The sequence below is a fragment of the Clostridia bacterium genome, assembly GCA_017620395.1.
Classification (GTDB): domain Bacteria; phylum Bacillota; class Clostridia; order Oscillospirales; family RGIG8002; genus RGIG8002.
The window spans coordinates 80,979-103,531 of record JAFZQJ010000020.1 but is presented as its reverse complement, the minus strand read 5'-3'; the positions used below and the strand labels follow the sequence as shown (position 1 = coordinate 103,531).

Annotated in this window: 21 protein-coding genes and 1 tRNA gene; 13 read left to right on the top strand and 9 right to left on the bottom strand. The window is 55.3% G+C overall.

Annotated features, from left to right (window positions below; translation table 11 throughout):
• The first annotated feature begins 1 nt into the window (after position 1).
• From era to J5441_03950, 8 genes are all read left to right on the top strand, one after another.
• On the top strand, positions 2 to 895 hold the full coding sequence (gene era, locus J5441_03985; GenBank protein MBO4934315.1) for a GTPase Era: 894 nt from the start codon (positions 2 to 4) through the stop codon (positions 893 to 895).
• Complete coding sequence (gene recO / locus J5441_03980; GenBank protein ID MBO4934314.1) at positions 892 to 1,638, top strand: DNA repair protein RecO; 747 nt, start codon at positions 892 to 894, stop codon at positions 1,636 to 1,638. Before era ends, recO begins: the two co-directional genes overlap by 4 nt.
• A gap of 1 nt (position 1,639) precedes the next feature.
• Positions 1,640 to 4,012: an endonuclease MutS2 gene (locus tag J5441_03975; protein MBO4934313.1), complete on the top strand. Its 2,373-nt coding sequence runs from the start codon at positions 1,640 to 1,642 to the stop codon at positions 4,010 to 4,012.
• Positions 4,013 to 4,096: 84 nt separating this feature from the next.
• On the top strand, positions 4,097 to 4,831 hold the full coding sequence (locus J5441_03970) for a glycoside hydrolase family 16 protein (GenBank protein ID MBO4934312.1): 735 nt from the start codon (positions 4,097 to 4,099) through the stop codon (positions 4,829 to 4,831).
• Position 4,832: 1 nt separating this feature from the next.
• Positions 4,833 to 5,561, top strand: a complete 729-nt coding sequence (locus tag J5441_03965) for a glycoside hydrolase family 16 protein (GenBank protein MBO4934311.1) — start codon at positions 4,833 to 4,835, stop codon at positions 5,559 to 5,561.
• A 42-nt stretch (positions 5,562 to 5,603) separates the two neighbouring features.
• Positions 5,604 to 6,371, top strand: a complete 768-nt coding sequence (locus tag J5441_03960; GenBank protein ID MBO4934310.1) for a hypothetical protein — start codon at positions 5,604 to 5,606, stop codon at positions 6,369 to 6,371.
• A 35-nt stretch (positions 6,372 to 6,406) separates the two neighbouring features.
• On the top strand, positions 6,407 to 7,426 hold the full coding sequence (locus J5441_03955; protein MBO4934309.1) for a glycoside hydrolase family 130 protein: 1,020 nt from the start codon (positions 6,407 to 6,409) through the stop codon (positions 7,424 to 7,426).
• Between the two features lie 27 nt (positions 7,427 to 7,453).
• Positions 7,454 to 8,590, top strand: a complete 1,137-nt coding sequence (locus J5441_03950; protein MBO4934308.1) for a glycoside hydrolase family 27 protein — start codon at positions 7,454 to 7,456, stop codon at positions 8,588 to 8,590.
• Between the two features lie 214 nt (positions 8,591 to 8,804).
• On the opposite strand, the gene J5441_03945 is transcribed toward J5441_03950, so the two are convergent.
• From J5441_03945 to J5441_03935, 3 genes are read right to left on the bottom strand one after another with little or no spacing between them, the layout of a single operon-like run.
• Complete coding sequence (locus J5441_03945; protein ID MBO4934307.1) at positions 8,805 to 10,598, bottom strand: flavin reductase; 1,794 nt, start codon at positions 10,596 to 10,598, stop codon at positions 8,805 to 8,807.
• 13 nt (positions 10,599 to 10,611) lie between these two features.
• Positions 10,612 to 11,973 (bottom strand): PFL family protein, encoded by a 1,362-nt coding sequence (locus J5441_03940; protein ID MBO4934306.1) that lies wholly within the window; start codon positions 11,971 to 11,973, stop codon positions 10,612 to 10,614.
• Positions 11,974 to 11,982: 9 nt separating this feature from the next.
• Complete coding sequence (locus tag J5441_03935; protein ID MBO4934305.1) at positions 11,983 to 12,252, bottom strand: ACT domain-containing protein; 270 nt, start codon at positions 12,250 to 12,252, stop codon at positions 11,983 to 11,985.
• Between the two features lie 139 nt (positions 12,253 to 12,391).
• Here J5441_03935 and J5441_03930 point away from each other — a divergent pair, with 139 nt between their 5' ends.
• Positions 12,392 to 14,467, top strand: coding sequence for a GH92 family glycosyl hydrolase (locus J5441_03930; protein ID MBO4934304.1), 2,076 nt, complete (start codon positions 12,392 to 12,394; stop codon positions 14,465 to 14,467).
• A gap of 49 nt (positions 14,468 to 14,516) precedes the next feature.
• Positions 14,517 to 14,601: transfer RNA gene (locus J5441_03925), tRNA-Leu, on the top strand.
• Between the two features lie 66 nt (positions 14,602 to 14,667).
• On the opposite strand, the gene J5441_03920 is transcribed toward J5441_03925, so the two are convergent.
• The 6 genes from J5441_03920 to J5441_03895 form a co-directional block, all read right to left on the bottom strand.
• Positions 14,668 to 15,534, bottom strand: a complete 867-nt coding sequence (locus J5441_03920; GenBank protein ID MBO4934303.1) for a phosphotransferase — start codon at positions 15,532 to 15,534, stop codon at positions 14,668 to 14,670.
• 36 nt (positions 15,535 to 15,570) lie between these two features.
• Positions 15,571 to 16,059, bottom strand: a complete 489-nt coding sequence (locus J5441_03915) for a GNAT family N-acetyltransferase (protein MBO4934302.1) — start codon at positions 16,057 to 16,059, stop codon at positions 15,571 to 15,573.
• 93 nt (positions 16,060 to 16,152) lie between these two features.
• On the bottom strand, positions 16,153 to 17,016 hold the full coding sequence (locus J5441_03910) for a phosphotransferase (protein MBO4934301.1): 864 nt from the start codon (positions 17,014 to 17,016) through the stop codon (positions 16,153 to 16,155).
• 48 nt (positions 17,017 to 17,064) lie between these two features.
• Positions 17,065 to 18,000: a DUF1848 domain-containing protein gene (locus J5441_03905; GenBank protein MBO4934300.1), complete on the bottom strand. Its 936-nt coding sequence runs from the start codon at positions 17,998 to 18,000 to the stop codon at positions 17,065 to 17,067.
• Positions 18,000 to 18,572 (bottom strand): hypothetical protein, encoded by a 573-nt coding sequence (locus J5441_03900; protein MBO4934299.1) that lies wholly within the window; start codon positions 18,570 to 18,572, stop codon positions 18,000 to 18,002. The genes J5441_03905 and J5441_03900 overlap by 1 nt, the downstream gene beginning before the upstream one ends.
• 344 nt (positions 18,573 to 18,916) lie before the next feature.
• Positions 18,917 to 19,117 (bottom strand): helix-turn-helix transcriptional regulator, encoded by a 201-nt coding sequence (locus tag J5441_03895; protein MBO4934298.1) that lies wholly within the window; start codon positions 19,115 to 19,117, stop codon positions 18,917 to 18,919.
• A gap of 444 nt (positions 19,118 to 19,561) precedes the next feature.
• Here J5441_03895 and J5441_03890 point away from each other — a divergent pair, with 444 nt between their 5' ends.
• The 3 genes from J5441_03890 to J5441_03880 all read left to right on the top strand — a co-directional run bounded on the left by J5441_03890 (position 19,562) and on the right by J5441_03880 (position 22,526).
• Positions 19,562 to 21,067 (top strand): recombinase family protein, encoded by a 1,506-nt coding sequence (locus tag J5441_03890; GenBank protein MBO4934297.1) that lies wholly within the window; start codon positions 19,562 to 19,564, stop codon positions 21,065 to 21,067.
• 63 nt (positions 21,068 to 21,130) lie between these two features.
• A complete protein-coding gene (locus J5441_03885) occupies positions 21,131 to 21,955 on the top strand; it encodes an RNA methyltransferase (protein MBO4934296.1) in 825 nt (274 codons plus the stop codon).
• Positions 21,956 to 21,965: 10 nt separating this feature from the next.
• Positions 21,966 to 22,526: a YgjV family protein gene (locus tag J5441_03880; GenBank protein MBO4934295.1), complete on the top strand. Its 561-nt coding sequence runs from the start codon at positions 21,966 to 21,968 to the stop codon at positions 22,524 to 22,526.
• Positions 22,527 to 22,553: the final 27 nt, after the last annotated feature.

Genomic DNA, 22,553 nt, shown 5'->3' with positions numbered 1-22,553 from the left:
TATGACACAGAGCGTTTTCGCCGCGATACTCGGCGTGCCGAACGTGGGCAAGTCCACGCTTCTCAACAGGATGGTCGGCGAAAAGATCGCCATCGTTTCCCCAAAACCGCAGACGACGCGCACCCGAGTGACCGGAGTCGTCACCGAGGGCGAAACGCAGTTCGTCTTCCTCGACACTCCCGGCATCCACAAGCCGCGCACCCTGCTCGGCGAAGGTATGATAAAGACGGTCGGCGAGGCCGCCTCCGGAGTCGACGCCGCGCTGCTCCTCTGCGAGCCGCAGGGCGCGGGGCTTTCGCCCGTCGGCGAGTTCCTTGAGCGATTGAAGAAAAGCGGCGTACCGGTCATACTCTGCGTCAACAAGATAGACACGCTGCGCGAAAAGGAAGCGCTGCTTCCGGTCATCGCGGAGCTTTCCGGACAGTTCGATTTCGAAGCCGTCCTCCCCATCAGCGCCGAGACCGGCGAGGGAGTCGACGAGCTGAAGGCGGAGCTGAAAAAGTTCGCCGTGCCGTCGCCGCACTTTTTCCCTGACGACGCCGTTACCGACCAGCCCGACCGCGTTATCGCCGCCGAGCTTATACGTGAAAAGCTGCTGCTTTCGCTCGACCACGAGATCCCGCACGGGATAGCCGTCGAGATCGAGCAGTTCTCGACGCGTGACAGCGGCATACTCGATATTTCCGCGATAATCTATTGCGAAAAGGACAGCCACAAGGGCATAATCATAGGCAAAAACGGCTCGCTGATAAAGAAGACCATGACCGCCGCGCGTATCGACTGCGAAGCGTTCTTCGGCTGCAAGGTCAACCTGCAGACGCGCGTCAAGGTCAAGGAAAACTGGCGCAACAGAGCCGGATTCATAAACTCGATAGGGATGTTCGATACTCAATGACGCTGAAAACCAAGGGGCTCGTTATCCGTGAACAGAAGGTGTCCGACGGCGACTGCGTCATCACGCTGCTCACCGAGGACCGCGGAGTGATCCGCGTCTGGACGAAGGGCATCTTCAATCCGAGGAGCAGAAACTCCGGCGCGAGACTTTTCTGCTACTCTGAGTTCACCCTCTACAAGTCGCGGGAGCGCTATTCGCTAAACTCCGCGGATCTTGCCGAGGGCTTTTTCGCGCTGCGGAGGGACATCTCCGTCGTCGCGCTCTGCTCCTACATTTCGCAGGTCGTATATTCCCTGCTCGACGAATACGCCGAGACGGCGGATATACTCCCGCTCGTGCTCAACTGCTTCCACCTCGCCGCCGAAGGCAAAAAGCCGCTGAAACTTATAAAGGCTTGCTTCGAGCTTCGCCTCGCGGCGATACTCGGCTACGCTCCCCTGCTCGGCGACTGCGAGAAGTGCGGCAGGCCCGACTTCCCGCCCGAGGGGATCGCGTGGCTCGACCTTACCAGCGGAGCGCTCCGCTGCGACGGCTGCCGCGAATCCGCATCCGGAATGACTGCCGTGACGCCCGCCGTTCTGCTCGCGATGCGGCACGTCGTTTCCGCGGAGGCGGGGCGCGTTTTCTCCTTCTCGCTCGGCGGCGAAAACCTGCTCCTTCTGGGGCAGACTGCCGAAAAATACCTACTCGCTCAATGCGGCAGGGGCTTCCCTGCCCTCGACTTCTACAAGGGGCTGGAATAATATGGATTACAGCGTAAAATCATACGAATCGCTCGAGCTTCCGCAGATAAGGCATATGCTCGCAAAGGAGTGCCAGTGCGAAGAAAGCGCCGCGCTCGCCGAGGCCCTCGAGCCCGCGGGCACGCTCGAGGGCGCGCGCAGAAGGATGAAGCGCACGACCGACGCGGTCGGGCTCATCACGCACTACGGCGGACTCGATTTCGGCGGACTGCGCGATATCGAACGCCTGCTGCTCCTCGCAGAGCAGGGCGGCTCGCTTTCGCCCGGCGACCTGCTGACCGTCGCGGACGTGCTCAAGGTCTCCAAACGCGTCGTCGCCTACCGTAAGAACATAAAGACCGGCGGCGACAGCCTGAGCGAATTCTTCAACGGAGTCGTTCCGAACGCCGACCTCGAGGAACGCATCGTCTCCGCGATACTCTCGCCCGAGGAGATCGCGGACAACGCGAGCCCCGAGCTGCTCTCGATAAGGCGCAAGAGCCGCGCCGTCGCGGAGGAGCTCCGCGTTTCGCTGCAGAAGATAATAATGTCGCCCGACAAGCAGAAGTATCTGCAGGAGGCGCTCATCACCGTGCGCGACAACAGATACGTCATACCCGTCAAGGCGCAGTACCGCGGCGAGTTCCCCGGTCTCGTGCACGACACCTCCGGAAGCGGCGGCACCTACTTTATCGAGCCGATGGCGGCGGTCGACGCTAACAACAAGCTCGCCGTACTTCGCTCGGAGGAGCAGAAGGAGATCGCGCGCATACTCGCCGAGCTTTCCGCGCTCGTCGCCGCGGCGGCGGGTTCGGTACGTTCGACATACAAGAATATAATCATGCTCGACTTCGCCTTCGCCTGCGGCCGGCTTTCGTTCCAGCTTGACGGACGCGAGCCCGAGCTGAATGCAGACGGGATAATCGACTTCGTAAAGGCGCGGCATCCGCTGATACCGAAGGGCAAGGCGGTGCCGATAGACGTGCGGCTCGGCGGCGCGTACACCTCGCTCATAATCACCGGCCCGAACACCGGCGGCAAGACCGTCGCGCTGAAAACGCTCGGCCTGCTTTCGCTGATGGCGGCGTGCGGGCTGCATATACCCGTCTCCGAAAACAGCAAGGCGGCCTTTTTCACGAGCGTGATGGCGGATATCGGCGACGAGCAGTCGATAGAGCAGTCGCTCTCCACCTTCTCGGCGCATATGAAGAACATAATCGCGATACTCGACTGCTGCGACCGCGACAGTCTGGTGCTTTTCGACGAGATAGGCGCGGGTACCGACCCGGTCGAGGGCGCGGCGCTCGCCATCGCGATACTCGAAAAGGTCAAGGCGACGGGCGCGGCGCTCGCCGCTACGACGCATTACGCGGAGCTGAAGCAGTACGCTCTGAACACCGAGGGCGTCGAAAACGCCTCCTGCGAATTCGACGTCAAGTCGCTGAAGCCCACCTACCGCCTGCTCATCGGCGTGCCCGGCAGGTCCAACGCCTTCGCGATAGCGGAACGCCTCGGACTCGACGGCGGCGTTATCGCACGCGCAGGCGAGCTTATCTCCGCCGACAACTCCCGCTTCGAGGAGGTCATCTCCAAGCTCGAAACGGCGCGGCAGGCGGCGGAAAAGGAGAAGGAGCACGCCAACGACCTTCTACGCCAGGCGAGCGCGCGCAAAGCGAAAGCCGAGCAGGAATACCTCGGCCTCGAGCGCACGCGCGACGCGCTGCTGAAAGACGCGGAAAAGGAAAAAGAGCGCCTGCTCGACGATTCGCGCAAGGAGGTCGCCGCGATAATGGAGCGCCTTAACAAGCTCGCGCGCGAGCTTGACGACGAGGAGGTCCGCAAAAAGATACTCGACGCGAAACTCGCCGCCAACACCGGCCTTAACAAGCTCGAAAACGAGATCGCGGAGCGCAAGCCGGTCAACGACCACTACGAGCTGCCGCGTCCGCTCAAGGTCGGCGACTCCGTCTTCGTCACCGACGTCAACCGCAACGGCACGGTGCAGTCCCTGCCCGATAAGAACGGCAAGCTGACCGTCATCGTCGGCAACGTCAAGATGAAAATCGACCAGTCCTCCCTGCGCCTGCTCGAGGGCAGCATGAGCAAGCCTAAGAGCGCCGGCGGCACCTCCGTCGTGCGCGTTGAAACGCCGGCGAAACTCGAAATAGACGTTCGCGGCAAGACCGCGATGGAGGCGGAGATCGAGCTTGACTCCTTCATCGACAGCTGCGTGATGAACAAGGTCAAGAACTTCACGATAATCCACGGCAAAGGCACGGGCGCGCTCCGCGCCGCCGTAGCCGTCTATCTGCGCTCGCACAAGGCGGTCAAGAGCTACCGCCCCGGCACTTACGGCGAGGGCGAGCACGGCGTCACCGTCGTCGAGCTCAAATAATTGTCGATATATGTCGAATGCTATTGATTTTTACAGCTTCGATATGATAGAATATTCCCATAAACAAAACGAAGGAGCGATAATATGAGCAACTGGAAGCTCGTCTTCGAGGACGATTTCAACGAGCCGAAGCTCAACGAAAAGGTCTGGCACAAGGATACCGGCCTTATCCGCAACAGAGAGCCGCAGTATTATACCAAAGAGGACAGAAACTGCTTCATCGAAGACGGCTGCCTCGTCATTCAGACGCTCCGCGAGGAATACGAGGGCGCGCCGTACACCTCCGCCGAGGTGACGACGGAGTTCTCCCACGCATGGACCTACGGCCGCTTCGAAATGCGCGCAAAGCTCCCCCGCAGCCGCAGCGTATGGCCGGCGTTCTGGACGCTCGGCACGAATATCCACGAGGTCAACTGGCCGCTCTGCGGCGAGATCGACATTATGGAAAAGCTCGGCGGCACCGAGCTCCGCGAAAGGCAGACGATCGCCACGCTCCACTGGCTTTCCGCCGAGACCGGCGAGCACCGCGAAAGCGGCGGCACCTCCAACGGCGTTTATACCTATGACAGAGAGCTCAGCGAAGACTTCCACGTATACGCGGTCGAATGGACGAAGGAGAAGTTCGTATGGTACTTCGACGACACCGTGATTTACGAATGCGATATAACCCCCGACATGCAGGGCTCCTTCGACAAGCCGCACTACATCCTGCTGAACACTGCGCTCGAGAACTGGGACGAGAACACCTGCCCCAACGAAGAGACCGACCTGCCGCAGAGATACGTTATAGACTACGTCCGCGTTTATCAGGAGGCGTGATATGAAATATACAAACCTCGTTTTTGAAGACGACTTCAACGGCTCCGATCTCGATCCGCAGGTCTGGGCGAAGGAGGTCGGCATGCTCCGCAAGGGCGAGCCGCAGTACTTCACCAACCGCCGCGAAAACTGCTTCGTCGAGAACGGCTGTCTCGTGATACGCACCCTGCGCGAAAACTACGAGGGCGCGGAATACACCTCCGCGAGCGTCATCACCGGCCCGCGCAAGGCGTGGCTCTACGGCCGCATTGAAATGCGTGCTAAACTCCCGCGCAGCCGCGCGCTCTGGCCTGCTTTCTGGACTCTCGGCGCCAACTTCTTCGATGGCGTCGACTGGCCGCTCTGCGGCGAGATCGACATTATGGAAATGACCGGCGGAGCCGGCGTCCGCGACTGCGAAACGCTCTCCACGGTGCACTGGGAATCCTATGAGAAGCGCGGTCACGACCAGTACGGCGGACGCGAAAAGTCCTACGTCAACGACCGCCCGCTCTGCGAAGACTTCCACGTCTACGCGGTCGAATGGGACGCCGAGGGCATGACCTTCTTCTTTGACGAGCACGAGCTCTACAGAATGGAGATAACGCCGGATATGCAGGGAGCCTTCAACAAGCCTCACTTCATCATTCTCAACACTTCGCTCGAGAACTGGGGTCCGGACTCCTGCCCGAACGAAGAGACCGAGCTGCCTCAGGACTATATTATCGACTACGTGCGGGTATATCAGTAAACCGAGATACCCATAATAGACAGCGGAGAAAGCGAGGAAGATATGGATAACAGTAACGAAGCCTATGAGAGTCTCCGTCTTATCGCCAGTTCATACAACTCCTTTACCGGCGACGCCCTCAACAGGATAATGAACATCTGCGGCGATTTGATACAGGATGAGCTTCCCGGATATGTGAAGAAGAATCTTGGCGAGATAGACGGTGAATGCTGCCGTCTGATGCGTAACCGCCTGCTGCTCAAGGGCATCTCCGACCGTATCATCAGCGAGAAAGATGACGACGGAAGCACCTGCTCCTTCCCCGACGTTTATTCGAACTGCTGCCGGACGGTAGAAGCGATCTGCTCTCATGCCGGCGTCGAATTCAGCTTCTCATCCTTCCTGCCGGACTGCGTTCTGGGCATTTCCTCAAAGGAATGCTGTTATCTGCTTATGCTTCCGATCGCCCTCGCCCTCGAACGTGACAAAAACGCCAAACTATGGCTCATCGCGTCGAAAAAGCACCGCCGCCTTGAGCTTGAATACGCCTCCTCGGTTGAGATGCCGCAGATCGCGGATCTTGTAGAGGAATGCCGCAAGACCGACTACAGCAGCGGACTGTTCTTCGCCGAGCCGCTGCTCGGACTGAATCTTCACAACGCCGCCGAGGACTGCGGCGCCTTGCTCTACGAGCAAAACAAGAAACTCACGCTTTCGATTCCGATACTTAATCCGGACACGACCGTCACTTCACCGTCGGAATCCTATATCGATAACCGCTTCTCGCTGCCTTATATCATGCTTTCGGACGTCATAAGGCGCGAAATATAAAAAACGGCCGCAAAGCGGCAGAACGGAGACCACCTATGGAAATCAAGATCATCGGCAAATCCATCCCGAACATCCCCTGGCAAAACAAGCCCGAGGGATACCCCTTCCCCGTGTGGCGCTATTCCGAGAATCCCATCACTCAGTGGAATCCCGTCGGAAGAGCGAGCCGCATCTTCAACAGCGCCGTTATCCCGAAGGACGGCAAGTTCGTCGGCGTTTTCCGCGCCGACAACCGCGCCATCCTCCCGCAGATACATTTCGGCACCTCCGAGGACGGTATCCATTGGGACATCAACCCCGACTACATACACTGGAAGGATGAAAACGGCGATGAGTTCGTTTCCGCCTACGGCTACGATCCGCGCCTTGTTGAAATCGAGGGAACCTATTACATAACCTGGTGCACCGACTTCGGCGGCGGCCCGACCATCGCGGTCGCGAAGACGAACGACTTCAAGGAATACACCCGCCTCGACAACGCCTTCCTCGTGCCGAACCGCAACGGCGTGCTCTTCCCGAGGAAAATCGGCGGCAAGTTCTATATGCTCTCCCGCCCGAGCGACTACGGTCACACCCCCTTCGGCGATATCTATATCAGCGAAAGCCCCGATATGATATATTGGGGCAGACACCGCAAGGTGATGAGCAACAAGGCGTACGGCTGGTGGCAGGATATGAAGATAGGCGCCGGCCCGATACCGATAGAGACCAACCTCGGCTGGCTGACCTTCTATCACGGCGTATGCAACACCTGCAACGGCTACGTTTATTCAATGGGCGTCGCCATACTTGACAAGAACGAGCCGTGGAAGGTGCTTTACAGAGCGTCCGACTACGTTCTCACGCCCGAAATGCCCTATGAAGTCAGCGGTATGGTGCCGAACGTCTGCTTCCCCTGCGCCGCGCTCGCGGACGCCGACACCGGCAGGATTGCGATCTACTACGGCGCGGCGGATACCTACACCGCCCTCGCCTTCACCACCGTCGACGAGGTCTGCCGCTTCGCTATCGAAAACAGCAAGCTCGCGCCGAAAGACGACGAGACCGTGAAATAAAACGCCGAGAGGAACGGAGGGAAAGCCATGTTTCCGAAAACCCCGCCCATGGGCTTCAACACCTGGAACACCTTCGCCGACAAGATCGACGAATCGCTGATACGCGAAACCGCCGACGCCATGGTCGATACCGGCCTGCGCGACGCGGGCTACGAATACCTCGTCATAGACGACTGCTGGAGCGAAAGACAGCGCGATCCCGTCACCGGCAAGATACTGCCCGATCACGTCAAGTTCCCGAACGGAATGAAGGCGGTCAGCGACTACGTCCATTCAAAAGGGCTGAAGTTCGGTATGTATTCCTGCATCGGAACGCGCACCTGCGCGGACTTCCCCGGCTCCTTCGACCACGAATTCCTCGACGCCGAGACCTTCGCGGAATACGGCGCGGACTTCCTGAAATACGACACCTGCTACAAGCCGGCCGCCGCGCCCTCCCACCTGCTCTACCGAAGGATGAGCCTGGCGCTGCAGGCAACGGGGCGCGACATACTCCTCTCCGCCTGCAACTGGGGCATGGACGGCGTTCACGACTGGATACGCTCCACCGGCGCGGGAATGTTCCGCTCGACCGGCGACATCCACGACTCCTACGAGTGCTACAAGCAGATATTCTTAAGTCAGATAAACAACTTCTCGCATAACGGCGGCGGCTGCTTCAACGACATCGACATGCTGACCGTCGGGATGTACGCGCGCGGCAACGCCGGACTGACCGGCTGCACGGATATCGAATACCGCACCGAGTTCGCGCTCTGGTGCATGTTCGCCTCGCCGCTTATGATCGGCTGCGACGTACGCAGCATGAACGATTTCACCCGCGAGCTGCTGACGAATCCCCGGATGATACGCATCAACCAGGATCCCGCGTGCCGCCCGCCCTTCATCGCCGTTCACACCGAGAAGGACGAGAACAACGTCTACGTCCGTCTGCTCTCGGATAACGAAATCGCGATAATGTTCACGAATCTCAGCGATGAGGAAGGCATCGGCACATGGCTCGCCTTCGAGGATATCGGTATCCCCGCCTCCTCCGGCAAGGGGCTGGCGCTGACCGACGCCTTCACCGGCGAGGAGATCGGCGTGCGCAGGGAGTATATGAACGAACGCGTCGCCCCGCATGACTGCAGAGTTTTTCTGGCGAAGATAGTCGACGCGAAATAAGAAACGGACAAAAACAAAAGAAAACCGCCTCACAATCGTGAGGCGGTTTTTTCACATATTGTTTCAGCTTGAATGCGCGGGCGGTCGGGACCGCCCCTACGGATGCGCTCACTAAAAGCGAGGGATTTTCGGATGATTTGCGGCGCGGAAGGAGGAAGGCAGGGCTGTCTGCCCGCCGACGACGACAAGCCGCAAAGGGCCGAAAATACACGCTTTACGCTATCGGTTCAAAGTCGGCGGCGCCGTGCTTACACAGCGGGCAGACGAAATCGTCCGGCAGCTCGTCGCCTTCGTAAACGTAGCCGCATATCTTGCAGACGAAGCCCTTTTTGCCCTCCGTCTGCGGCTTCGGCTTGACCTTTTCCTGATAGTAGGTGTAGGTCATGGTTTCCCTGTCGGATATGACGCGCGCCTCGGTTATCGAGCAGATGAACATCCCGTGAGTGCCGAGGTCGACGTACTGCTCGACTTTAAGTGACATAAAGGAGTTGATGTACTTCGGCAGGAAGGCGAGCCCGTTATCCGAGCGGAGCGGCTCGCAGTCCGCGAACTTGTCGACGTTTCTGCCGCTGCGGAAGCCGAAGTCCTCGAAGACCTTGAACGGCGCCTCGACCGAGAGGCAGTTGACGTTCATAATACCGGTCTGCTTGATTATGTGGTGGGAATAGTTCTCTTTGTTGATCGTCACGGCGACGCGGTTGGGGGTGTTGGTGACCTGCGTGACGGTGTTGACGATGAGGCCGTTATCCTTTTTGCCGTCGTTGGAGGTCACGACGTAGAGCCCGTAGCCGATCTTGAAGAGCGCGGTAAGGTCGTTCTTGTTCGCGGTCTCGTCGCGCTGCGCGAGGTAGTCGCGGCAGAGCTCCTGCGCGAGCGATTCAATCTGTTCCTTGCTCGTTTCGTTCAGCGCGGAGGTGATGTGTACGGTCGTTTCGGTGAAGGAGATATCCTTGCAGCCCTCGAGCATCGCGCGCATCGTCTTCGCGGCGAGCGGCGCCCAGCTGCCGTTTTCGATAAGCGCGACCGTTCTGTTGCGGAAGCTGCGCTCGGTCAGGTGGTGGATAAACTCCTTCATAAACGGGAATATATCGGCGTTGTAGGTGGTCGTCGCGAGGACGATGCGGCCGTAGCGGAAGGCGTCTTCGACCGCTTCCGCCATATCGCCGCGCGCGAGGTCGTGGACGGCGACCTTCGGGCAGCCCTTCGCCTTCAGCTTCTCTACGAGAAGCTCCACCGCCTGCTTCGTGTGTCCGTAGACGGAGGTGTAGGCGACGACGATGCCGTCACTCTCCACGCCGTAGGACGACCAGACGTCGTAGAGGCCGAGATAGTAGCCGAGGTTTTCGGTCAGCATCGGGCCGTGAAGCGGGCAGATGACGCGGACGTCAAGCGCGGCGGCCTTTTTCAGCACCGCCTGCACCTGCGCGCCGTACTTGCCGACGATGCCGAAGTAGTAGCGCCTCGCCTCGTGCGCCCACTCCTCGTCCGCGTCCAGCGCGCCGAACTTGCCGAAGCCGTCGGCTGAGAAAAGGACTTTGTCCGCGCTGTCGTAGGTCATGATGACCTCCGGCCAGTGGACCATCGGCGCGGTTATGAAGTTCAGCGTGTGCTTTCCGAGCGGGAGCGTGTCGCCTTCTCCGACTACTACGCGGCGGTCCGCGAAGTCGGCGCCGAAAAAGTTATTCATCATATTGAACGCTTTGGCGGAGGAAACTATGACCGCATCGGGATAGTTCTTCATAAAGTTCGCGATATTCGCGGAATGGTCCGGCTCCATATGCTGAACGACGAGGTAGTCGGGCTTGCGGCCGGCGAGCGCCTCGGCGAGGTTATCGAGCCATTCGTGAGTGAAATTTTTGTCGACCGTGTCCATAACGGCGGTCTTTTCGTCGAGGATGACGTAGGAGTTGTACGCCATACCCTGCGGCACGGCGTACTGCCCCTCAAAGAGGTCGATCTTGCGGTCGTTTACGCCCACGTAGATTATATCGTCGGTGATCTTTTTCATGTGATTTCCTCCGTCAGTTTTTAAGGCTGTGAAGCGGCGCGGGAATGCGTCCGCCTCTGGCGATGAAGGCGCGGGGGGAATACCCGTTGACCTTCATTATCGGCCCGCCGCCGAGCAGTCCGCCGAAGGAGAGCTCCTCGCCCGCCTTCTTCCCTATCGCGGGGATCACGCGGACGGCGGTCGTCTTGGTATTGACCATGCCGATGGCGGCTTCGTCCGCGATTATCGCGGAAATGACCTCCGGCGGCGTATCGCCGGGAACGTTTATCATATCGAGGCCGACGGAGCAGACGGCGGTCATGGCTTCGAGCTTCTCGATGGAGAGCGCGCCCGCCTTGACGGCGGCGACCATGCCCTCGTCCTCCGTTACGGGAATGAAGGCGCCGGAAAGTCCGCCGACGTGTGAGGAAGCCATCACGCCGCCCTTTTTGACGGCGTCGTTCAGCAGCGCGAGCGCGGCGGTGGTGCCGCAGGCGCCGCAGGCCTCAAGCCCCATCTCCTCAAGTATGCGCGCGACGGAGTCGCCCACAGCGGGAGTCGGCGCGAGCGAAAGGTCGACTATGCCGAACGGCACGCAGAGCTCGTCCGAAACGCGCTTCGCGACGAGCTGGCCCATGCGGGTTATCTTGAACGCGGTGCGCTTTATCAGCTCCGCGACTCCGGCGAGGTCCATGCCGGGATCCGCCTCCGCGAGCGCGGCGCGCACGACGCCGGGGCCGGAAACGCCGACGTTTATCACGCAGTCCGGCTCGCCGGGCCCGTGGAACGCTCCCGCCATAAAGGGGTTGTCCTCGGGCGCGTTGCAGAAGACGACGAGCTTAGCGCAGCCGATGCAGTCGCGGTCGGCGGTCGCCTCAGCGGTCTGCTTTACGACCCTGCCCATCATCGCGACGGCGTCCATGTTTATGCCGGATTTCGACGAGCCGACGTTGACGGATGAGCAGACGAGGTCGGTCTCCGCGAGCGCGCGCGGGATGCTCTCGATCAGCGCGTAGTCGCCGGCGGAGAAGCCCTTGTGCACAAGCGCGGAATAGCCGCCGATGAAGTTGACTCCGCAGTCCTTCGCCGCCGCGTCGAGCGCCTTGGCGAACTTCACGGGGTCGGAGCTCTGGCACGCCGCCGCGAGCATCGCTATCGGCGTTACCGAAATGCGCTTGTTGATGATCGGAATGCCGAGCTCCTTCTGCAGCTTCTCGCAGGTAGGAACGAGCTCTCCGGCATAGCGCACGATCTTGGCGCGGATCTTATCGCACGCCTTGTCGATATCCGGATCCGCGCAGTCGAGCAGCGATATCCCCATCGTCACGGTGCGGATATCGAGGTGCTCGTCGCGTATCATTCGTATCGTTTCGAGTATATCGTGAGTGTTGAGCATAATGACTCCTCAGATCCTGTGCATGGAATCGAATATGTCGCTGTGCATTACCTGCACCGCCATACCCGTCTCGTCGCCGACGACCTTCATCTTGTCGGCGAACTCGCCGAAATCGACCGTCAGTCCGGAAATGTCGCAGAGCATTATCATACAGAACATATCCTGCAATACCGTCTGCGAGACCTCGCTGATGTTCACGCCGTACTTCGCGCATTCGCCCGCGACGCGCGCGAGGATGCCGACGGCGTCCTTGCCCACTACCGTTAAAACAGCTCTCATAAATACCGTCCTTTCGGGGATAGTTTTTTACAATTAAACTTTACCATAAATAACGCGAAATGTAAATACCTTCTTGACAACCCTTGACCGTTTTTGATAAAATTACAAGTATAAAGAAACGCTTCCGGGAGGGCGAAATATGAAGTCTAACGGTTATCTGCGATACGTCAACACGCGCATGGGCTCGCGCAACGAGCCGCGCTTTTCAAACGGGAACACGCTCCCCTTCGCGCAGCGCCCCTTCGGCATGGCGGGCTTCGTGCTCCAGACCGGCTCGCTGATAAGACGCTGCGAGTATTTCTACGACCCTGACGCGTACGCCTTCGAGGGCTTCCGCCTCTCGCACCAGCCGAGCCCGTGGATCGGCGACCACGCCGCGCTGCTCATTCAGCCGCAGGCGGGACAAAGCCGCCATTCCGAATACGATCACTGGGCGGGTTTCGACAAGCGCAGGGCGATACTCGACCCGGACTACATCTCCCTCTACGTCGCCCGCTGGCGCATAAACGCCGAGCTGACGCCGACGGAGCGCGGCTGCGTCATGCGTTTCCGCTTCGACCACCCCGACAAGCAGCCGAAGCTCGCGTTCTTCTGCACGCGCAGCGAGGCGTCCTTCACCATCGACCCCGAGAAGCGCCGCGTCTACGGCTGGACAAACGACTGCCCGAACTGGCAGGTCTTCGACGAAAACCGCAGCTATAAAGAATACTTCGTCGCGGAGCTCGACTGCGATATCGACGCCGAAAACTGCGACCGCTTCGACCCCGCCGCGAAGGACGGCGATGGCGACTACGTCAAGGCGCTTCACAGCGAAGGCGAACGCTGCAACCTCTTCGCCGCGCTGAAATCGCGCGACGTACGCCTGCGCATGGGAATATCCTTCATCAGTCTCGAGCAGGCTGAACTTAATATGGAGCGCGAGACCTCCTTCGACTTCGACGCCGTGCGCGCCGAGGCGAACGAAGCGTGGGAAAAGAAGCTCTCCTCCCTCGAAGCAGAGTGCGCGACCGAGGAGGAGATGAAGACCTTCTATTCCTGCCTCTACCGCGTTATGTGCTATCCGCACAAGTGCTACGAGATCGACGCGGGCGGAAACGAGGTGCATTACTGCCCGTTTGACGCTACGGTCAGACCCGGCAAGCGCTACACCGACAGCGGCTTCTGGGACACCTTCCGCACCGTCTTTCCGCTGCTTTCGATAATACTTCCCGACGACTACGCCGAGATAGTCGAGGGCTTCGTGACCGACTACGTCGACCACGGCTGGCTCCCACGCTGGACCGCGATGGGCGAATCCGGCGCGATGCCGAGCACTATGATCGACTCCGTCATCGCCGACGGCGCGGTCAAAGGCATTCTCAAGGGCAAGTTGCTCGAAACCGCCTTCGAGGGTATGCTGAAAAACGCCTCCGTCGTTTCGCCCGACCGCCACTTCGGCAGGAACGCCGTCGGCGAGTATATGCAGTACGGCTACGTTCCGCACGGCGCGGAATACGACGTCGTCAATCTGACGCTCGACTTCGCCTACTGCGACTTCTGCGTCGCGCAGGTCGCGCACATACTCGGCAAATACGATATCGAGAACGAATACCGCGCCCGCGCGAACAATTACAAGAACATCTTCGACCCCGGCACGGGACTGATGCGCTGCAAAAAGACGGACGGCGAATTCACCGAGGATTTCAATCAGCATCAGTGGTTCTACGGCTACACCGAGGGCACGAGCTGGCAGAACTCCTTCTTCGTGCCGCACGACACCGAGGGCTTCGCGGCGCTCCACGGAGGGAAGGACGCGCTGATAAAGAAAATGGACGAGCTTTTCGCCCTGCCCCCGATCTATGACGATCCCGGCTACGAAACGCACGAAATGAGCGAAATGAGCGTTTCCGATCTCGGTCAGTGCGCGATCTCCAACCAGCCGAGCCATCACATCCCCTTCATCTTCGCCGCCTGCGGCGCGCCGGAGAAGACGGCGTACTGGGTGGGAAAGATCTGCGACGAATACTTCGACAGCGGCGTCGAGGGCTACCCCGGCGACGAGGATAACGGCAGTATGTCGAGCTGGTATATATTCGGCATGATGGGCTTCTACCCCTACTGCCCCGGCAAGCCGGAATACCTGCACTTCGGCAGCAGACTCAAGAGTTTGAAAATCAACGGCAAGCCCTACGACGACAAGGCGCACGGCCCGACCGTGTCGCACTTCGATCTGTAAGTAAACAACAAAAATGCGGAACGGGCGCAAAGCTCATCCCGCATAATACGCGGATATGGCGGAACTGGCAGACGCGACGGATTTAGGATCCGTTACCGAAAGGCGTGCAGGTTCGATTCCTGTTATCCGCACCATTAAAAAGCACTTGCAAATCGCAAGTGCTTTTTAATGGTATTCGTTTCTTAATGAATCTCCTGATTTCACACACCTAATTCTGCAATGAGTTTTGGAATCTCTTCGAGCTTATCGACAGCCTCTTTTGCCCACTTGGGAAAAACATCCCTGCTCATGGCATAATAGAGGGAAACAACAGGGTCACAGATCCGGTCAAGAAGCAGAAGCTCGTTATCTGTTTTCCCGTACACTGAGAAGAACAGTTTCTTGTTTTCCTCTGTGAACCAATATGTGACGTTCCTGATATCAGAGGCAGGATTTCCTTTTCCCAGCAGGTTATAATCAAACATCATGGCTTCAGAAGCGTCTTTTTTGACCACCAGGTTGGTGTGATAGAAGTCATTATAGGTGAGCGTGCGTGGGGCGGCGTCTATTCTTTCCCGTAACTCCCCATAGTGATCCATGATGGCCTTCAGTCCTTCAGAGCCTGCCAGCTCGAATCGATCCCGAATGGCCTCGATATTTTCCATAGTAAAGCAGTCCCATTCCTCGTACATTCCAGAGCCATATTGCTGAACATACTGTCCGCCATTGGTGTGGAGGATTTTATACCATTTCGCAATTGCTTTGATTACGGCCGGGGCGTCGAGATCCTGCTCCATACCAAGACGATATGTATCAGAGGAGTCTACATCCTCCAGTAGAATCGAGCGGTCGCTTTTTCCCAGCACAGTGATGGTCGGAATGCCGCAGCCATGCAAAATATCGTAATTCTGAATCTCTCTGCGGAATGCTGTGTTTTCAAAGCACTTCAAAACTGCCGTGCCATTGTCCCAACGCACTCTTGCTACGATCACGCCTTCTTTGCTTCGGATAAGGTGGACGTCATTCCCGTCTAACCCATATAAACGAAGTTCCTCTTGGAATAAGGTGGAATCCAACACATGTTCCATTTCTTCACCTCATGCAATTAAAGGACGGATTGCAGATCACGAAGGTTGTCCACTGTATAATCCGGAACTATAGCAGTAATACCATGCGTCGCCGTCATCGTCTGCATGGTCAAAAACGAAACCCGCCCTTTCAAACGCTTTTTGCGATGCCGGATTATTTGGGAAGATCACGGCGGTAGCTTTCTTTATCCGATGACCGATAATCATTTCTCCGTATGAAAGCAAATCGCACAGAAGAGCTGTTCCAAAACCTTTTCCTCGTTTTTCCGGCTTTACAAGGAGTTCCATAATGTGAAAATCGCCTTTGTATACAGATAACGCGATCACTGCAAAAGGAGCTTCGCCGTCATAAACGACTTTGCACCAGTAATCTTTGCCGGGTGTCATTTCGCCGTCGGTGACCCAGTACTCGTGAAATGCCCGCCAACCGTCGTCCATTCCGGTCATTTTTACGGCGTAGTCATCAAGCCATTCCTCGACAAAGGGCATTGTATCGTTTGTGTAGTCTTTCCAATCAAATCTCACAACTCGTCCTCACTCAATCATGTGCTCTCGATTTCTCTCACCGATTGTGAGAGATTTTTCCTTGATCTTGGTTCTCTTTTTTAGAGCGAACAATTATTTCCCATACCACGAAGGAATGACTGTTCTCATATCGTCGTACCATCCCATAATGTCTTTTGTTTGCTCAACGAATTTTTGAATCTCGCTTTCGCCAAATGGGATTGCCCACGGGATAGAGGAAAGCGTGTTGCTGCTGATGTAAAGCGCAAGCAACTTCCAAAAATCTGCCGGCACGTCGCCGTCGAAATAGCCGTCGATCATACCGCAGGCGAAACGCGGCGCTTTCTGCGCACACCAAACGATACGATTGAATTCCTCCCACGGATCGCCGAAATCATAACGATCAAAGTCGATGATCACAAGTTTCCCGTTTTCGATCATCATATTCCCAATGTGGTAGTCGCCGTGCTGGAAGCATTGCGGCCGGCCGCGAAGAAGCAGGCGGTTTTGCTCTATGTAATCGATAAAGCACTCGGCGCCATCGACCTTAATCGGGCATTCGATATATTTCTTGATCTTATAATCCATTTTAGCGTTGAAGCGCGGTTCCCAATCCGGCGCATTCGGAGGCGCGGGGATGGAATGGATGAGTTTGAGTATTCTTCCCGATTCGACGCCATAACGGTATTGCTCTTCAGGCGACAGATCGCGCACTACTTCATCTGCAGCAACACCTTCGATCCAACTTTGCACAGTGTAAACGTCGCCTTCCGTTGTTTCGCCTATCTTGATCGGAACGCACATAGGTACATCCAACTCGGCTACCCGTTTCTGGTATTCAAACGCTCCGCGCGTGCGTTCAGCCTTTTTCTGAGGCGCGATACGCAGAAAGAATTTGTATCCTTCCGGCGACACCGCACAGTACTTTTTATCACCCGACCAACCCTTTTCAATCGGAGTCTTGGTAACGAATCGCATTTTGTCACCCATATACTTTCCCATACGAAAAGCCATCAATTAATCTTTTTAAAACAATTTTATTTGACAATCTCGACATGAACGGACTTCTCTTTGTTTAATTACATCATCTTGACCAACACTACCAAACAATAGCGGGGACTGGGGATCGTGTAATTTATTATTCGCACGCACTGTTTTTTGGCTGTAATTTGCATAGCAATACAAACATCCGTTTTTACATGTATTATATGCACCAATATCTATGCTTGCAATGCAACCACACTCTTGCCTTTGGTTTTTATCTTTTTCGATTTTCAAAGCGTAATTCCCAAGGCGTTCAAATCTCGCCCGATCAATACAATGCGCATGTGTAATTCCGAATTTATCCAAATCAATTTTTTCAGAACAAGTGTCTATGTGGATTCCGTTTTCATTTGCTATTTGACTAAACTCGCTCATGAGCATTTGTACTTGCTCATCAGTGGGGTTTCGTATCTGAAGTGGAGCAGTATTGCGTTGTGTATTCTTGTAAAGGTCAATAAAACTGATCGTACATTTTTCCGTATATCCCGATAGTCTTTCGGCCAAAATCCTAAAATACTTAATATGATAATCTACCGTGTACTTGTCGTTCAGAAGAATTGGATCATATCTCCAAATAATTCTGTCTTTTCCTATGGTTTTCGATAGTTTTTTAAAAGCCGGAATAATCACTTCTTTTTTTGAAGGAATGTTCGGTTCAACATCTGTTCCGTACGAATTCAATGTGAATTGAAAATAGTACACATACCTGTCGAGTTCATGGAGTCTATCAATCATAGGAATTGGATTTTTAGTCCAGAAAACAATGCCATCGACAACATCCGGATGAAGCGATATTTCGCTTATCTGGTGTATGCTCATAGGATTCCGAACGTACACAAACCCTTCGCGTATTCTGTTGAAAAACCACTCCGAATAATAGGTTGGGATATCGGTTCTTCTGCTTGCACTTATTATCATTATTGTACCTCCACAATAAGTTGTGCGCTACGGCACCGCCCATCAACGTGATACTCTCTTTTTTTATTTGCGTCCATAACAAACAGGGGACTGTTTGATTCATATGGTTCACCGTTTCTTTGGAATTTGTTGAGCTTGTCCGAATCAAAATACCTAAATGAATAAGTCCCGTGTAGGCCTTTCTTTTTTAGTTTGTCAATTAGCTTAGGGAAATAGTCTCTTCCTCTATTACAACTATTTACATCGTTAATGATTATCAGCTTCTTATCATTGTTTCGAAGGACAACATTATTAATGATCAAATCAAAAAACAGTAATATATCATTCTTATGTGCTGTGTTGTAAAGATAAGACAACAGGTAACTTATCACAATAACATTGGCGGAATTGTGGTAATACTTTTGAAAGTGTTGTATTGCATCTTCTATAAAGAACCTTCTTGTAATGTTTTTCTCATCACAATACCTACTTATCCGATTGTGAATTGGACTCCACAAAGGATTAATATCAAACCCTGTATATCGTATGTTTTGTGATAAGTGCAAATCGTTTGCAAACTTTTCAAAAGCCATAAGATCTGCACATCCGCCGCACCCAATGGACATAATACTATAACTTGAAAAAGTAGATAGAAAGTCTTCCTTTGATCTCAATCCATATAACAACTCAGAAGCATACCTTAAAGAGTATTGACAGACGTAATGATATAGCATTTTCGGACAGTCATATTCTCTTTTTTGTATTTTTTGATCATTAGGGTAATGAATCTCATATAGACAATTATAGCAACTCCCACTACAATTGCCGCATGGATGCGTACAGGTCGTGTTACCACATCTATTTCCATAAGTCCGATATTTTGCATCAGAATACTCAATAACATTCTCAAAAAGCATATTCGATTTTCCTTTATCAATTATTTGTTAACATCAACAATATCATTAATAGTGCAGTTCAATACAACACAAATCTTCTCAAGTGTTTCCAAAGGAACAGACTCATCACGTCCCAGTTTTGCCATGGCGTTTGTGGTGATACCCGCCGCCTTGCACAACTGGGTTTTGTTGATTTTTTTGTCGATCATAAGCTTCCACAATTTATTATAAGAGCGAGCCAAAGGACCAACCTCCGTAATCATATAATAACCTACGTTAATGATATCACACATCGACTCTAAAAGCAAGAGGCAAAATTGAATTTTTCAAGGCAAAATTGAAAATTCCACGCGAAACCTATGGACAAACCGGCTGAAATATGATATACTTTTCTCCGCAGGGAAAAGAGCGTGGCGCTGTTTCAGCAAGCACTGGAAAATGTGTACATTTTCCGGCGGTGCTGTTTCGGCAAGCATCGCGTTTTGACTCCACCGGAGCAAAACACCACGGCATTGCCTTCACAAGCAACGACTTTGGACTCCCACGTCCAAAGTCCGGCTTGCTCGCAGCTTAGCAAGCATCGCGTTTGGGAACCCAAACGCCCGCTTGCTTCGCCCGCCGCTTGTTAGGGAGAGCCCTAAAACCCCTGCGAAACAATCTTGAGCAAAGGAGGTGAGAAAAGAAAAATGAAAGGCGTGATCTACGCAAGGTATTCCAGTGACAACCAGCGTGAAGAGTCTATAGAAGGTCAGATCCGTGAATGCAAAGCGTTCGCCGAGAAGAACGGTATCGACATCATCGAGATCTACATCGACCGCGCGCTGTCCGCGAAGACAGATAACCGTCCGGATTTTCAGCGGCTGATCAAGGAGAGCGGAAGCAAGAAGTTTGAAGTCCTGCTCGTATGGAAGCTCGACCGTTTCGCACGGAACAAGTTCGACTCGGCGCACTACAAACGGATCCTGAAGAACAACGGCGTTCACGTTGTATCAGCTACAGAAGTCATTTCGGACGGGCCGGAAGGAATACTGCTTGAATCGCTACTCGAAGGCATGGCGGAATACTATTCTGCCGATCTTTCGGAAAAGGTCATGCGCGGGCAAACAGAAAACGCGCTGAAATGTATGTACAACGGCGGTACACTCCCTATCGGGTACGTCATCGACAAGGAACAGCACTTTCAAATCGATCCGGTCGCGGCGCCGCTGGTATTGCAGGCGTTCACCGACTATTCAAACGGCAAGTCTATGCGTGAAGTAACGGATATGCTGAATCTTGCAGGAATCCGCACGAAACGCGGAGGTAAGGTCAGCATCAACAGCGTGACACGAATGCTACATAACCGCAGGTACATCGGCGAGTATCAGTATCGCGACGTCGTTCATCCGCACGGAATTCCGGTGATTATACCGGAAGATCTGTTTGAACGCGTGCAGGAACGCTTGGCTAAAACAAAGAAAGCCCCTGCCAAATTCAAGGCAGAGGATGAGTATCTGTTGACGACCAAACTGTTCTGCGGAAAATGCAACTGCTATATGGCGGGAGAGTCCGGCACAAGCCACACCGGGATCGTTCACCGGTATTACAAGTGCGTGAGCGTGAAGAACCACAAGGGCTGCGACAAGAAGTCCGTGCAGAAAGAGTGGATCGAAAACCTCGTCATCGACCAAATCAAGAAGATCCTGTTCGACGATGAAATGATCGAAAAACTTGCGGACATGGGCATGGAGCGTCAACGCAAAGAAAACACGGTGCTTCCCATGCTGAAACGGCAGCTTGCCGAAACGGAAAAAGGCATACGGAACTTTGTGGACGCGATCCAGCAAGGGATCATCACGGAATCGACGAAGGAACGGCTTGAAGGGTTGGAAAGAATAAAGAAAGAACTTTCGGCGCAAATCGCACGGGAAGAATTGCTCCAACCGCCGGAATTCACCAGAGATCAATTCCTGTTCTGGTTTGAGCGGATGCGCAAGTACGACACCACGAAGCTCGTTCACCGTCGCCGACTGATCGACAGTTTTGTCAATGCGATATACCTTTACGATGACAGGATCACCCTCGTCTTTAATTTCAAAGACGGCACAAAAACGATAACTTTCGCCGAGCTTGAGGAATCAGGCTTGGGTTCGGATATAAATGCACTCGCTGCACCAAAACCGCCTCCGGACGCCGGGGGCGGTTTTTATTGACAAAAGCCGCGGGGGTTGGTAGAATATGCTTATATTCATTCGCCAGGAAAGTGACAACGCGCCATGCCGAACATAATCGAAGTTACAGACCTCTCCGCGCCCGGACTTGAGGACTACGCGAAGCTGACCGAGCGGGAGCTTTTCCATCAGAACAAGCCCGAATGCGGCATATTCATCGCCGAGAGCCCGAACGTCATACACCGCGCGCTCGACGCGGGCTTCACGCCGCTTTCGCTGCTGATGGAGCGCAGTCAGATCGCCAAGACCGCCGACGTGCTCGAACGCTGCGGGGATATACCGCTTTACACCTCCTCGATGGAGGTGCTTTCCGAGCTGACCGGTTTCAAGCTGACGCGCGGAGTCCTCTGCGCTATGCGGCGCAAGCCGGAGCTGACGCTCGAAGAAGTTCTCCGCGGCGCGACCCGCGTTACCGTTCTCGAAGACGTCGTGAACCCGACGAACCTCGGCGCGATATACCGCTCCGCCGCGGCGCTCGGTATGGACGCGGTGCTGCTGACTCCCGGCTGCTGCGATCCGCTTTACCGCCGATGCATCCGCGTCAGCATGGGCACCGTCTTCCAGACGCCGTGGGCGCACGTCGGCGAGGAAACGTCCGACTGGCCGCACCCGGGAATGGAGATACTCAAAGAGCACGGATTCAAGACCGTCGCGATGGCGCTGAAAAACGACTCCGTCGCCATCGACTCCCCCGCGCTCGCCGCGGAGAAAAAGCTCGCGATAATACTCGGCACGGAGGGCGACGGGCTCGCCGATTCGACGATAGCCGCATGCGACTACACCGTGAAGATCCCAATGTCACACGGCGTCGACTCGCTCAACGTCGCCGCCGCGAGCGCGATCGCATACTGGCAGCTGGGAAACAGATGAGGAGCGGCAAATGAACGATATCATAATCGGCAACGTGTGCAGCCTTTGCGCCGCCGTCACAGATTCCATAAGCGGCGCGCAGAAGAAGCGCAACCGCATACTCGCCTTCCAGACGCTGAGCCAGGTCTTCTACGGCGTCGGCACGATAATCCTGAAGGGCTACAGCAGCACCGTGCAGAACGGCGTCGCGATACTCCGCAACTTCGCCGCGATGAAGCGGATAAAGAGCAAGGCCGTCGAGTGGATACTCATTCTGCTCGGCGTCGCGCTCGGGATCGTCTTCAACAACCTCGGCCTGCTCGGCTGGCTGCCGATCGCCGCGAACCTCGAATACTCGCTCGCCGTGTTCCGGTTCAAGGACAACGTGCGCCTGCTGAAGATCGCATTTATAATAAACATGCTGATGTATCTGACCTTCAGCATTATGATAAAGAATTACGTCGCCGCCGTCGCGAACGTCGTCGTCGCGGTCATAACCGCGATCGCGCTGATAAAGGGCGAGCCCGAATCCGCGGACGGATCCGAAGCGGAAGAGAAAAACGAAGAATCGCAAACAGCGGACGAAGAATAAAGCGCATACGCAAAAAACCGAACCCCG